This is a genomic window from Sporomusa acidovorans, assembly GCF_900101845.1.
In the GTDB taxonomy this organism is placed as follows: Bacteria; Bacillota; Negativicutes; order Sporomusales; family Sporomusaceae; genus Sporomusa; species Sporomusa acidovorans.
The window spans coordinates 52,447-66,209 of record NZ_FNAM01000032.1; the positions used below are offsets into that span (position 1 = coordinate 52,447).

13 protein-coding genes and 1 other annotated feature are annotated in these 13,763 nt (G+C 45.0%); of the genes, 3 read left to right on the forward strand and 10 right to left on the reverse strand.

Annotated elements, in window-relative coordinates; all coding sequences use genetic code 11:
- Positions 1 to 173 precede the first annotated feature (173 nt).
- Positions 174 to 1,469, reverse strand: a complete 1,296-nt coding sequence (locus BLR65_RS19440; protein WP_093795832.1) for a dicarboxylate/amino acid:cation symporter — start codon at positions 1,467 to 1,469, stop codon at positions 174 to 176.
- Positions 1,470 to 1,943: 474 nt separating this feature from the next.
- On the opposite strand from BLR65_RS19440, the gene BLR65_RS19445 reads away from it, so the two are divergent.
- Positions 1,944 to 2,696, forward strand: a complete 753-nt coding sequence (locus BLR65_RS19445; RefSeq protein WP_093795833.1) for an exodeoxyribonuclease III — start codon at positions 1,944 to 1,946, stop codon at positions 2,694 to 2,696.
- A gap of 66 nt (positions 2,697 to 2,762) precedes the next feature.
- On the opposite strand, the gene BLR65_RS19450 is transcribed toward BLR65_RS19445, so the two are convergent.
- The 8 genes from BLR65_RS19450 to modA all read right to left on the reverse strand — a co-directional run bounded on the left by BLR65_RS19450 (position 2,763) and on the right by modA (position 10,069).
- Positions 2,763 to 3,620 (reverse strand): YitT family protein, encoded by an 858-nt coding sequence (locus tag BLR65_RS19450; protein ID WP_093795834.1) that lies wholly within the window; start codon positions 3,618 to 3,620, stop codon positions 2,763 to 2,765.
- 153 nt (positions 3,621 to 3,773) lie between these two features.
- A complete protein-coding gene (locus tag BLR65_RS29915; RefSeq protein ID WP_169716945.1) occupies positions 3,774 to 3,947 on the reverse strand; it encodes a hypothetical protein in 174 nt (57 codons plus the stop codon).
- A gap of 206 nt (positions 3,948 to 4,153) precedes the next feature.
- On the reverse strand, positions 4,154 to 4,651 hold the full coding sequence (gene ilvN, locus BLR65_RS19455) for an acetolactate synthase small subunit (RefSeq protein WP_093795835.1): 498 nt from the start codon (positions 4,649 to 4,651) through the stop codon (positions 4,154 to 4,156).
- Entirely contained in the window at positions 4,651 to 6,348 is a 1,698-nt protein-coding gene (ilvB, locus tag BLR65_RS19460; RefSeq protein ID WP_093795836.1) for a biosynthetic-type acetolactate synthase large subunit, read from the reverse strand. The genes ilvN and ilvB overlap by 1 nt, the downstream gene beginning before the upstream one ends.
- 55 nt (positions 6,349 to 6,403) lie before the next feature.
- Positions 6,404 to 6,679: a binding site (T-box leader), on the reverse strand.
- A gap of 130 nt (positions 6,680 to 6,809) precedes the next feature.
- Positions 6,810 to 7,622, reverse strand: coding sequence for a polysaccharide deacetylase family protein (locus tag BLR65_RS19465; protein WP_093795837.1), 813 nt, complete (start codon positions 7,620 to 7,622; stop codon positions 6,810 to 6,812).
- Positions 7,623 to 7,836: 214 nt separating this feature from the next.
- Positions 7,837 to 8,520: an ATP-binding cassette domain-containing protein gene (locus BLR65_RS19470; protein WP_093795838.1), complete on the reverse strand. Its 684-nt coding sequence runs from the start codon at positions 8,518 to 8,520 to the stop codon at positions 7,837 to 7,839.
- A gap of 1 nt (position 8,521) precedes the next feature.
- A complete protein-coding gene (gene modB / locus BLR65_RS19475) occupies positions 8,522 to 9,211 on the reverse strand; it encodes a molybdate ABC transporter permease subunit (RefSeq protein WP_093795839.1) in 690 nt (229 codons plus the stop codon).
- Positions 9,212 to 9,262: 51 nt separating this feature from the next.
- Positions 9,263 to 10,069 carry a molybdate ABC transporter substrate-binding protein gene (modA, locus tag BLR65_RS19480; protein ID WP_093795840.1) on the reverse strand — a complete coding sequence of 269 codons (807 nt, stop codon included), beginning with the start codon at positions 10,067 to 10,069 and terminating at the stop codon, positions 9,263 to 9,265.
- Between the two features lie 164 nt (positions 10,070 to 10,233).
- Between modA and BLR65_RS19485 the strand changes: the two genes are divergently transcribed.
- Both BLR65_RS19485 and BLR65_RS19490 read left to right on the forward strand, forming a co-directional pair.
- Positions 10,234 to 11,166 carry a substrate-binding domain-containing protein gene (locus BLR65_RS19485; protein WP_093795841.1) on the forward strand — a complete coding sequence of 311 codons (933 nt, stop codon included), beginning with the start codon at positions 10,234 to 10,236 and terminating at the stop codon, positions 11,164 to 11,166.
- Positions 11,167 to 11,709: 543 nt separating this feature from the next.
- A complete protein-coding gene (locus BLR65_RS19490) occupies positions 11,710 to 11,913 on the forward strand; it encodes a TOBE domain-containing protein (protein WP_093795842.1) in 204 nt (67 codons plus the stop codon).
- Positions 11,914 to 12,068: 155 nt separating this feature from the next.
- On the opposite strand, the gene BLR65_RS19495 is transcribed toward BLR65_RS19490, so the two are convergent.
- On the reverse strand, positions 12,069 to 13,763 hold a 1,695-nt coding region (locus tag BLR65_RS19495), incomplete at its 5' end, for a formate--tetrahydrofolate ligase (RefSeq protein WP_093795850.1).

Here is a 13,763-nt window from a genome sequence, read left to right on the forward strand (position 1 = left end):
AATCCCCCTTTTCTGACTTCCTTGCTTTACATCTATAGAATGTCCAATATCATTTCTATATTATATCATTTGCAGAGCATAATAGCGCTTTAGAAAACAACAGGGCCGCCTTAAAGGCAGCCCTTGCTGTTTTCCCAATTAATACTCCGCACTATTTCGGGATTATCAATTTATTAGGCGCTTACTCCGGCCTTATTGGTTTCAGGAGTGTCTGTTTCAAACCCAGCGCTGACTAATTTGGAAATCACCAAGTCACCGGATACATTCAAAGTCGTTCTGCACATATCCAGGAATCTGTCAACGCCAAGAATCAATCCCAAACCTTCCACCGGCACACCCACATTTACGCACAGAATCGCGATGATCGGCAAAGTACCGCCTGGAACACCGGCTGTACCGATACCGCCTAAAACGGCAGTTAAAACAACGACCACCTGCTGGCTAACTGTCAAGTCAACGCCAAATACCTGGGCCAGGAACAGTAAAACGGCTCCTTCATACAAACCTGATCCGTTTTGATTGGCAGAGGCCCCGCAGGTCAGTACAAAACGTGAAATTTTCGGGGGAAGTTTGCACGATTTTTCCGCAACTTCTAAGGCAATCGGCAACGTAGCATTCGAAGAAGCGGTTGAAAATGCATATACATAGGCCTCACGACAATTTTTAAAAAATGTCCAGGGATTTGTTTTAGCAAAAATCTTGAGGCAAAGGGCATATACAACAAATTGCTGAATTAATAAGCTCAACACAACAACGCCAACAAAGTAAGCGACGTTTGCTAAAAAGCCGGCACCCATACGGTAAGTAGTATTGAATACAATTGCAAAAATACCATAAGGAGCAAGTTTCATTGCCCAGTCAATGACTTTCAAGGAACAATCATAAATGGCTTCCAGCGTTTTAACGAAAGGATGGTTTTCATCCTTAACACAGATACTCAACGCATAACCAAACATCAACGCAAATACCATCAGCGCGATAATTTCACCGTTAAAGGCTTTGGCAGCAGAGTCGATCGGATTTTGCGGAATCAACTCGGTAATATACGTGGTCCAAGGTTTCGCTTGTGCAGCTTGCATATTTTTGTCTATCGAGATAACAGCCTGATTTTTGGCAAGCTGGGCCGGGTCAAACTCTAGACCAACGCCGGGCTGCAATATATTGGTCATTGCTATGGCAACGAAAACTGCAATTGCGCTTAACAGGATTGTAAATCCTAGTGACCTCACAGCAACTTTCCCCAGGCTGCGGCCCTTGCCCAGTTCGTAAACGCCAAGCATGAGAGCGGATACCAGCAAAGGGACAACCACCATGAAAATCATTTTTAGGAAGATAGAGCCAACCAAGGTACAAATCTCAGTCCATCTCTTCATCCAGGGAAAAGCTTTTTCAGGCAAAACATAATATGCGATAAGACCAACAATTACACCCAGACAGAAGCCTAAAATAAGTTTTTGATATTGCTTCATTTTCATCCCTTCCATTCATTTAAGTCGATTGTTTGTTCTACAACTCACCGCCAAACTATTTTTTCTCCCCCCTTATTTTAGAGTTACTGTTCAAGGGTTTCTCTCCAGTGTACCTTTTGTTACTATCCTCCTTTCTTTATGTCAAATATCTAACAGATTTATAACTATTCTTGTATATATTTCCATTATAATTCGCAAATACCTGCTTGTCGCCGACTAGTTAATGCTATATTTTTTAGAAAATTAACTTTATTTTGGTCAAATGTATTTACCCACCGGACACAAGATTACTGTTATTCCAAAATAATTCATAAATGTAAAAAATAGTAATATTTATAGGCAACAAAACCATATAATGTTTAACCCCGTCTCGCAATCTTCATGTTTGTCCTGCTGGCAATGCTGATATGAAGGAAATTAACAAGCCTGCATGGAATATACATTACAACTATACCGCACAGGAAGAGGGATATCATGAAGTTAATTTCGTGGAACGTTAACGGCTTAAGGGCTTGTCTCAATAAAGGATTTTCTGATTTTTTTACCAGTATAAATGCTGACATCTTCTGTGTGCAGGAAACGAAAATGCAGCAGACGCAGTCCGAATTAGAGCTCGCAGATTATCAGCAATATTGGAACAGTGCCGTAAAAAAAGGCTACTCAGGCACCGCTGTCTTTACGCGTATCAAACCAGTGTCCGTAACTTACGGCATGGACATCGCCGAACATGACCAGGAGGGCCGCATCATTACCTTGGAATTTGCAGACTTTTACCTGGTAAATGTGTATACTCCCAATTCACAACGGGAACTTGCACGCCTTGATTATCGCATGAAATGGGAAGATGCTTTCAGTGGTTACCTTAGCGAGCTTAATAAAGGTAAACCGGTGATTACCTGCGGCGACTTTAATGTTGCCCATCAGGAGATTGACATAAAAAATCCAAAAACCAACCGTAAAAATGCCGGGTTTACCGATGAGGAAAGAGCCAAAATGACACTGCTGCTCCAGTCAGGCTTTACCGATACATTCCGCTCGGTTTATCCTGATAAACGGGATGCCTACACCTGGTGGTCCTATATGATGAATGCCAGGGCACGGAATATCGGCTGGCGCATTGACTATTTTCTTATATCAGACCGATTAAAAAATTCTATAAAAGAAGCCAGCATTTATGCTGACATTCTGGGCAGTGATCATTGCCCAATCGGCCTCGAACTAATCTGACTATAGTAAAGACCAGTCCCTTGTATAAGGGTACTGGTCCTTTTTTTCAAATGAATACAAGATCAGTTAATGAATTGCTTTTTTCTTAAATCTGCCACCCATTACTTCGTGAACGTCATTAATCGTAACAAAAGCGCCTTCATCAATTTCATCGACAATCGATTTTAATTTTGCCATCTCAAGGCGGGTAATAACGCAATATAACACATCCTTACGCTCTTTCGTGTAACCGCCCTCGCCATGCAAGACGGTAACACCCCGGCCTAACCGGGCCATCAGCGCTTCGGATACCTCATCAGGCTTTTCAGAAACTATCATAGCGGCCTTCGATTCGTCTAGGCCTTCAATAACCGTATCAATCACTTTAAAGGCAATAAAGTAGGCCACCAGGGAATACATCGCTTTGTCCCAGCTAAAAACAAAGCCTGCACTTGTCAGAATAAACAAGTTGAAGAACATAATGATTTCTCCGACAGAGAATCCTGTGCGTTTATCTAACAAGATGGCTACAATCTCTGTCCCGTCAAGCGATCCGCCGTAACGGATAATCACACCGACACCGATGCCGATAATAATCCCGCCGAAGATTGCAGCCAAAAACAAATCATTCGTGAGACCGGGTATGGGGTGAAAAACCGAAACCCAGTAAGCTAACGACGTAATAGAGAAAAGCGTCGATAAGGCAAATGTTTTCCCGATCTGAGCATACCCCAAATACAAAAAAGGTACATTCAGGATCACCAGAAACAGGCTAAGCGGCAATCCCAGCAGATGACTGGCCATAATGGAAATTCCCACGACGCCGCCGTCAATAATATTATTGGGAACCAAAAAAATTTCCAGACCAATTGCCGCAATGATTGAACCGATAAACAACATGGCGTATTTTTTTAAAATACGCAAACTTGGATTTCGTTTGGCCATATACCAACCCCCTATTTTTTCAAAATACTTTTATAAATATATAGTATCAATAAAGATTTTGCAAGCAGGTTGCTAGCATAAGCTGCTATGAAGTTTACTAACACCTTGATAGTAGAAAATCTTTATTGGTTTCATATATAAAATGACAAACAGTTACTTTTGTAAACCTCCATAGTGTTTGGCCGCAGCCAGTTCCATGCCGATCAGTATCGCACCCTTTAGCGGCCCAAACACACCGATATTAATCAGTATTCCCCGATAATTTTTATTCAACATGGAACATGCCGCTCCGTCAATAATGTTGACGAATTCCGCTCCCACTGCCACAATCTCTTCCTGACTCTATGCGAGCCGGCGCAGCATGATCTTACAACTATGTCGAGGTAAGAGATAAATTCGGCGTTAGCCGGCCATATTCCTCCTATTTCCAGAGTAAATACAGGGGATATGCAGCAAATAAAAATTATAGGCATGCTGTTCATTGCCTCTCAGGTCAAATCCCGAGCGTTTCTGAACAGCATACCTAGCTTTTATTACATTTCTTTGGCGGGGACCGGTCCTCGGGCGAGTGCAATTTTGCCTGTCCGGACAATTTCAATAATCCCGAAATCGAGCAGGACTTCACAAAACGCGTCAATTTTACTTTCCTCGCCGGTCAATTCAATCGCCATCGTCTCCCGGTTGACATCAATAATTTTCGCGCGAAAAATCTCCACAACGTTTACCAGATCCGAACGGTTGTTCTTACTGGCCTTTACTTTAATCAATGCCAACTCCCGTTCAATGGACTCCACATACGTAAGGTTGACAATTTTGATCACGTCAACCAGTTTGGACAGTTGGTTGACAACCTGTTCAAGTTCAACTTCATTATCGACCTCGACGCCAATGGTAATCCGGGTTGTATCCGTCTCCTCCGTATAACTTGCCGCGATACTTTCAATATTAAAAGCCCGCCGGCTAATAAGCCCCGAAATATGGGTTAATACACCCGGTCGATTTTCAACCAGCACAGCCAATGTATGTTTCATTAGCCCACTCCTTCTAACAGCATTTGATCCAGCCGGCCGCCTGGAGGAACCATCGGCAGCACATCTTCAGTCGGCGGCAAGAGCACTTCTACCAGTACCGGCCCATCCATACGCAGTACTTTGTCCAGTACAGCATCCAACTCATCGGCTTCGGCGACGCGCAATCCCGGCACCCCCATGGCCTCCGCCAATTTCACGAAATCAGTTTTTCCCTTAATGCTGGAATGAGAATAGCGCTGACCATAGAACATGCGCTGCCATTGATGAACCATCCCCAGCACCTCATTATTCATAACAAAAATTTTCAGCGGCAGATTATTATCAGCAACCGTCGCCAACTCCTGGCAGTTCATCATAATACTGCCATCGCCGGTAAACAGTACAACATTTTTATCAGGCAGGCTCATTTGCGCACCAATCGCCGCCGGCAAGCCATAACCCATTGTTCCCAGACCGCCTGAAGTAATATAGGAGCGCTCTCTGATAAAATTATAATATTGTGCTACCCACATTTGATGTTGTCCAACATCGGTTACAACAATCGTATTCTCTTGCGTAAGCTGACTAATCTTCTCAATGACCGCTTGCGGCATAATCTTTTTGCCGGCCTGTTTATAGGTTAACGGTTTTTCCTGCTTCCAAATTTGTACACGCTTACTCCAAACGGCAATTTTCTCGCGCCACTCTGCCGGCTTCCGGCTCGACGCCTTTTCCCAAAGCAGTGGCAGCGACCAGCGGAGATCACCGACAACCCGCATATCAGCGCGGATATTCTTATTGACTTCGGCAGGATCAATATCAAAGTGGACAATCTTAGCCTGCGGCGCAAAGTTCTGGACTAAACTGGTAACCCGGTCATCAAACCGAACGCCAATACCTAATAACAGATCACACTCGGTGGTTGCCATATTAGCCGCATAAGTGCCATGCATGCCTACCATGCCTAAATGCTGCGGCAAATCAGCTGGAATACAGCCTAATCCCATTAGGCTCGAAATGACGGGAAAACCGGTCAAACCGGCAAGTCTGCGAAACTCGGCCGCAGTATCGGAAATTGTAACACCACCGCCAACAAAAAGGACCGGATTATGGGCTGCCAGCATAGCCTGCACAACTTGTTCCACACTTTCTACGTCACCGGCAAACAACGGGTTATACCCGCGCAAGTTAACCGTTTCCGGATAAACGAAGTCCAAAGCAGCATTAAAAACATCGCGGGAAACATCAACAACAACCGGCCCTGGACGCCCGGTCCGGGCGATATAAAAGGCTTCTTTCATAACTCTGGGCAGGTCCTGAACCTTCTTCACCAAATAGTTGTGTTTGGTAATCGGTGTCGTGATCCCCCGGACATCCGCTTCCTGAAAAGCATCCTTGCCAATCACCCCAACCCCGACCTGTCCGGTAATGGCAACCAACGGCACCGAATCCATATAGGCAGTAGCTATACCGGTTACAAGATTCGTTGCCCCCGGACCTGATGTCGCAAAACAAACCCCGGTTTTACCCGTTGCCCGCGCATAGCCGTCGGCAGCATGCACCGCCCCTTGCTCATGCCGGGTTAAAATATGGGGAAAATTAGCTTTAAACAATGCATCATACAATGTTAAAACACACCCCCCCGGGTAGCCAAACACCAGATTTACGCCTTCCGCCTTCAGACACTCAATGATTGCTTCCGCACCCAACATTTGCAAGCTACTTCCCCCTTCTGGTATTTTCAAGAAAAATAAAAAAACCTCTGTCCCTCATTACAGGGACGGAGGTTAATCCGCGATACCACCCAAATTCTATGGCAACAACCATAGCGCTCACCGGTACGGAGTGTAAACTCGATACCTCGCCGCAATAACGGGCGGCAATTTCTCCCAAGACTCGTTTATCTTCAAGAGAACCCGGCGTAACCTACTTAACCTTCAGCACGCAACTCGCGGATGATTTTCGTTATAGCTGATAGTGCCGGCTCACACCATTCCCGGCTCGCTGCGCCTATCACGGTATAATTACTCTTCCGTTCATCGTCATTTCAATAGCTATTTATTGTTATCTTACAAAAAAAAATTCCAACTGTCAAGAATAACTGGCTATTTTTGTTACAGTTTTTCTCTTGAATTACATTTTTTCTTGATCTAACTGTAAAGATTCAGAACCTTTACTCCTATTCTTCCTGTTCGGGTGAATATTCCAGCAGCTTACTTTTGGGCTGATTGGCATCCAAAAGCTTAAACAACGCATTAAAGTCAGTCGTGTTGTAAATTGGTACACGCCGCAAAAGATAAACGTTGTCCCTCTCCGGAGTATTAAGGCCGGGCAGCACGGTAAAAGCCGCTTGGTAACCGGCCGAACTTGTCGCCTCCCAGGTCCGAAGATTAAAATAGCCATACGGATAGGCAAAGAGTTCCGGAGTTTTAGCCGTCACCTGCCTAATATCCCGTTGCACATCCTGAACCTCGTGTTGCAATTCACGGCCCTCCAAAGCAGTTAAATCCCGGTGATTCACGGAGTGCCCCCCAAAGCGAATTCCATAGGCTGACATCTCGCGCATCTGAGAACCCGACAACCGCTTATGCTTGTTAATATTTACACCTGGTACAAAAATCACTGCCTTAAAACTATATTTTTTTAATATCGGAAAAGCATACGTGTAATTATCCTCATACCCATCATCAAAGGTAATGAGAATTGGTTTATCCGGGAGGGCAACCGGTTCCTGCCGCATGTAGGCCATAAAATCTTCCGGTGAAATGGTTTCAAAACCGGCATTTTTTAACATAACGATCTGACGCTCGAATTCTGCCGGTGTAACCGTTAAATTGGGCAAATCACTGTTGTCATCATTTATATGATGGTAGAGAAGCACGGGAATACCGTTAGAATACTGGGCATAGGCGTTAGTGGCAAACAAAACCGGCAAAATTCCAATAAGCAGGCCAATCAAGTGCTGGCATAATAATTTTTTCCAAAATTGCATGTAAAATCCCTTCTCTTGTCTTGGTATCGAAAAAATTCTTCTTACAAGTTATACACTGTCTTCAGTAGAAAATGAATGTCAATGCGATTAACAATGCTAATTTCCATATAGCCTAATTCGCGAGATAAAATAACAATCCTGCCATTAAAACAGAAGCTAGGAAGTTTTCCTCAAAAAAACCTTGGCTCCTGTTTAACAGAAGCCAAGGTCCATATTAACCAACATTCGGACACTCAAGAAATTCTTTTGCCTGTAAAGAAGATTCCGCCGTTTGCCGGCCCTTCTTAATAAACAGAAACCGATCTCCCAAAGCTTTGGCCTCTGAAATATCATGAGTTACAAGTATAAAAGGAATTTTCCAGATTCCCTGGATCTTTTTAAGTTCTGCCTGCAATTCCAGACGAGTGTCACTGTCAAGCGCCGACAGCGGTTCATCCAGGAGAAGAATAGCCGGCTCCGCCATCAGCGCCCGCGCCAGTGCCACGCGTTGCTTCTCCCCCCCTGACAACCGGTCAATAAATCTTGTTGTCAGGTGTTCAATGTGGAGCAGTCCCAACAATCTTTCGTAGAGTTCGTTTGTTGTATGGTTATGCTGTTTGACACCATACCAGATATTTTTTCTTACATCCATGTGAGGAAACAGGGCAAATTCCTGGAACATATAGCCCACACGCCGCAGTTGTGGAGGAACAAACGTTTTCGTCGTCGAAGAAAACAAAATACACTCGTTATGAATAATGGTTCCCTCATCCGGTCGCAGTAGGCCAGCAATAGCCCGTAAAATGGTGGTCTTGCCCGCCCCCGAATGGCCAATTAAAACCAAGATGTTATTTTCAACAGTAAACTGAACGTCCAAAGTAAAGTCTGCCAGCTTCTTTTTTATTGCTACCTGCAACATGTTAAAACACTCCCCTTACGGACGACGATTCACCACTGCGCCTTTTTGACCAAATATTAAGCCCCAAAATAAGGCAAAAGGTAATCCCGCTGATAATGAGCACGTACGCGCCGGCCATCGTCAAATCATTAGCCTCGGCCGCAAAATAAATAGCCAAAGGAATGGTTTGGGTTTTACCGGGAATATTGCCGGCCACCATAATGGTTGCACCAAATTCGCCTAACGCCCGGGCAAAAGACAATACCATTCCTGATATCAATCCCGGCCAGGATAAAGGGATGGTTATTGTCCGAAATACTTTCCAGGTACTGGCACCCAGCGTACGGGCGGCATCCTCAAGATTGTGGTCGACTCCCTGAAAAGCCGCCTTGGTGCTATGGTACATCAGCGGAAAAGAAACCACCGTAGCCGCTAGTATAGCAGCGTAAGGAGTAAAGACAATCTGTGTATGAAAAGCTTCTGAAAGTAACTTTCCTATCGGTCCCTGCTTCCCAATGAGTACCAGTAAAACAAAGCCGGTTACAACAGGCGGCAACACCAGCGGCAAGGCAAACAGGGCTTCCAGCGCGCTTTTGCCGGGAAACTCAAACCTGCGCATCACATAAGCGGCAGCTACTCCAAAAATAAAGACAAAAATCAGCGAAACAAGCGCAACCTTAACCGATAATAGGACTGGCTGCCATTCTAGCACAACATCACCTGCTTTACCTGTTTACTCCCGGGATATCAGCAACCCGTCCTGTTATTTGCCCATAACAAAGCCATATTTTTCAAAAACGGCTTTACTTTCCGCACTAAATAGATACGCAAGAAAATCCTCTGACGCCTTCTGCTGTTTCGTACCGGTGGTTATGGCAGCCGGATAAACGATCGGCTGATGACTGCCTTCCGGCGCAACAGCAGCAATTTTTACCTTGTCACTGGATGTTGCATCTGTTTGATACACAATGCCTGCTTCTACGTTGCCGGTTTCCGTATATGCCAAAACAGTACGGACATCTTTCGCAAATACAACTTTCTCTTTCACTTTGTCCCACAACCCGAGTTTTTGCAGCACCTGCTGCGCATACTGACCGGCAGGCACCGTAGCAGTCTCACCCAGTGCAATCTTTTGCACAGAACCCTGGACGAGGTCTTCCAATTTAGTTATGTTCAGTTTTGTTTCTTTGGGTACAACAACAACCAACTTATTTTCGACCAAGTTTTTGCGGGTAGCTTTATTCATCAGGTTCTTAGCTTCCAGCTCGTCCATCTGCTTGGGAGCAGCCGAAATAAAAATATCGGCAGGCGCCCCCTGCTCGATTTGTTTCTGGAGACTGCCGGATGCACCAAGATTATAGACAAGTTTTATATTAGGATTTTTCGCCTGGTAGTTGTTCTGAATCTCCGCCAGCGCATCCTTAAGACTCACTGCTGCCGACACGTTGATTTCAATTGGCTGAGTCTGCTGTGCGGCCGGTGGATTCTGTTGGCCGCTGCCGCAGCCAACAAGAGCAAAAACACTGAATACAACCAAAGCCAACATAGCCAATACTCTTGAATTAATCATCCTCACTTTCCCATCCCCCTTAGATCATTGAATTTTAAATAAAAGCAAACATAAACTAATAAAAACCACATACTCCTATGGTGTTATTATAGTATTTGTTGTATGATATTGACAAGGGCTTAACCAGTAATTAACTCAACTTTTTTTTATAGAGGTGCATACATATGAGTGATACGACTTCCTATACTCCCGAAGAAGTTGCCAAAATTCTAAAGATTTCCCGCTTCACTGTTTACGAAATGATTAAGCGTGGGGATCTTGCCGCCTATCATATTGGACGCAAAGTCCGAGTGGAAGCGCCTGATTTGGAAAACTATATTCAAAAATCAAAAAAAAATACTCTAGCTCCGTCTACTGCCGCCCAACCGTCCGAGCAAGCGGCCATTGAGCCTGACAGCCTGATTCTTTGCGGCCAGGATATTATTTTGGATATATTAATCCGCAATATAGAGAAAGCCATGCCCCAAATTCGCTGCTTTCGCAATTATTCCGGCAGCATAGATGGATTATTGGCCCTCTATCGCGGAACGGTCAACGCCACCGCGGTACACTTATGGGACAGCGACACCGATACCTATAACATCCCCTATGTTCGCAGATTTTTACCCGGACACCGCACCATGGTGTATAACCTGGCCTCCCGCAATACCGGTTTCTATGTTGCCAAAAGCAATCCCAAAGCTATTAGCACCTGGAAAGACCTAACCCGTCCTGACGTAAAACTCATTAATCGTGAACGCGGTTCCGGCGCAAGGGTTTTATTGGATGAAATGCTTCATGTACTGGATATTGATTGCCGGCAGGTTAGGGGTTACGCTCAAGAAGAGACAAGCCATCTGGCAATTGCCAGTTATGTGGCCAGAGGCGAAGCCGATGTCGGCATTGGCATTGAAAAAGCCGCTTTGCAAGTTGACGGGGTTGATTTCATTCTGCAAAAGAAAGAGCGCTATGATATCGTCTTCCGCAAAGAAGACGCTGATAAGCCTCCATTTAAAACTCTCCTTTCCATCATTCGCTCCGAAACATTCCGCAATGAAGTGGCCGGCATGGGCGGCTATGACCTATCGCATACCGGCGAACTGATGGCAAGTATATGAGCCTGCACTATGCATTCAACTTATAATTCATTTCAGATAAAAAGAAAGTCCGTACGGACTTTCTTTTTTTATATTATCAAAAGACAAATGACGCTAACCGCCGCCTATTCAACATAACTAAAGCTGGTAAAAGATTTGGTGAAGTAGCTTTTGGGGTCGAATCATAAGCAATCTATAATAATTTTGGAATGTATGAATCCCAAGATTTAAGGATACCTACCCCTTAGCAGCAAAAAACTTTAGCCTTTTTCACTCCTTTATTGGCTTATATTCATCATAGTTTGAACAAACGCTCCCCGTGGCAGCATGCTATTTAAAAAACCAATAACTTCCACCTACACAAACCAATAAAACCATTGATGCTTTATATCTATATTATAGATAATCCACTTAATATCACGTAATAGAGAGATATCTTCAATTAAACAATGATATTTTAACTTTATAGTTAAATTTAGCTGTTTTTGTTGATTTTTCAGCTTTGCCATGATATATTAATTACAGTAATAAAAAAAATTTAACAAATAAGGAGTGTTGATCATCATGAAAATTAGTGGAAGAAACAAATTGGAAGCTACCGTAAAAGAGGTTATCAAAGGCGCCGTTATGGCCAAAGTCGTTATGGATTACAAAGGCACTGAACTGGTAGCTGCCATTACCGTGGATTCTGTAGAAGACTTGAACCTCGCTCCTGGAGATAAAGTTACCGCATTGGTAAAAGCTACCGAAATGATGGTAATGAAATAATTTTTTCCCTGCTCGCAGTGCGAATTCCATTGAAAAAAGCAGCCTGAACCTTGTTTCCATAAGGTTCAGGCTGCTTTTTTTTCGAAGGCAGGGCAGTTCAATGAAATTTACTCATAACTCCGACAGGAAACGGCTTTATGATAACGTTACTATACTTAGAACAGGCCGCTAACCTTACCGGTATTCACATCAACATCAATGCGGCGGTAAGCAGGATCAGAGCTGGTTCCCGGCATTAAGCTGATTGCGCCGGCCATCGGACAGAGGAATTTAGCGCCGCCATAGACCAAAATGTCGCGGATCGGCAGTCTCCAGCCTTTCGGAACACCTTTCCAGGTAGGTTCATGCGACAAGGACAGGTGACTCTTAACCATCATGGTGCAATAATCGGCATATTTCGGATCGGCTTCGAATCTTTGGGCTTTTTCCTGAGCCAGCGGCGCCCAGTCAACGCCGTCAGCACCGTAGACTTCCTTGGCAATCATTTCTACGCGTTGACGCAGCGGCATTTCCAGCGGATACAGATACTTAAAGTTAACTTCTTCTTTACAGGCATCCATTACAGCGTCAGCCAGATCAAGCGCACCGTCGCCGCCTTTGAGCCAATGCTGGGAAACCGCGGCCCGGGCACCGGCCTGTTCGGCGATTCTCTTAACCAAGGCATGTTCGGCCGGCGTATCGGTGTAGAACGCATTAATACATACTACCGGTTTGATTCCGGATTTTTTGATCATGTTGATCAAATGTACCATGTTTTCGCAGCCTTTTTCGAGCAGGCCCAGGTTTTCCTTGGTATATTCGTCAGGCAACGGACGGCCCGGTATAACGGTAGGTCCACCACCATGCATCTTGAGCGCGCGCACGGTAGCTACCAGGATCGATACATTGGGTTTGAGTCCGCTCAGGCGGCATTTAACGTTCCAGAATTTCTCGAAGCCGATATCAGCAGCAAAACCGGACTCTGTAATATGATAATCGAAGCATTTCAAGCCGATGCGGTCGGCAATGATGGAGGACTGGCCGATGGCAATGTTGGCAAACGGGCCGGCATGTACGAAGCAAGGCTGGCCTTCAACGGTTGCGCACAGGGTCGGATTAACCGTATTACGCATCCAGGCGGTCATAGCGCCGTCCACTTCCAGGTCACCGGTGGTTACCGGCTGGCCTTGTTTGTTGTAGGCAACTACGATATGTTTGAACCGTTCCCGCATGTCGGCCAAATCTTTGGCAACAGCCAGGATTGCCATTAATTCGGAGCCAACGGCAATCCCGAATTTGGACTGCATCATGAAACCGTCTTTTTTACCGCCAATACCCATGATGATATTGCGCAGGCCCTGGGCGGCAAAGTCAATAACCCAGCCCATTTCAATATTTTTCGGGTCAATATCAAGTCTCTTCAAGTTTCTTTTTGCCAACTCGGCGTCGGTGTAGTTGGCTTCATGCTGCATTCTGGCGTTGAGGGCAACCATCGCCAGATTGTGCGCATTCATGATGTCGTTAATGTCGCCGGTCAAGCCAAGCGAGAACTCGGTCATCGGAATTAACAGCGCGTTGCCGCCGCCGGCTGCCGTACCTTTTACGTTCATGGTAGGTCCGCCGGAAGGCTGCCGCAAGGCACCGCCGACGTTTACGCCGCGTTTACCAAGACCTTCCATAATACCGATTGAAGTTGTTGACTTACCTTCGCCAAGTGGGGTAGGAGTAATGGCAGTTACCTCAATGTATTTACCATCGGGCTTATTTTTCAGACGGTCAATTACCTTTAAGAAATCAACTTTTGGCGTTCTGCCGTAAGGAATAATCTCATCCTTTTGCAGTCCCATCATTTCCATGTATTTCTCTGTGGA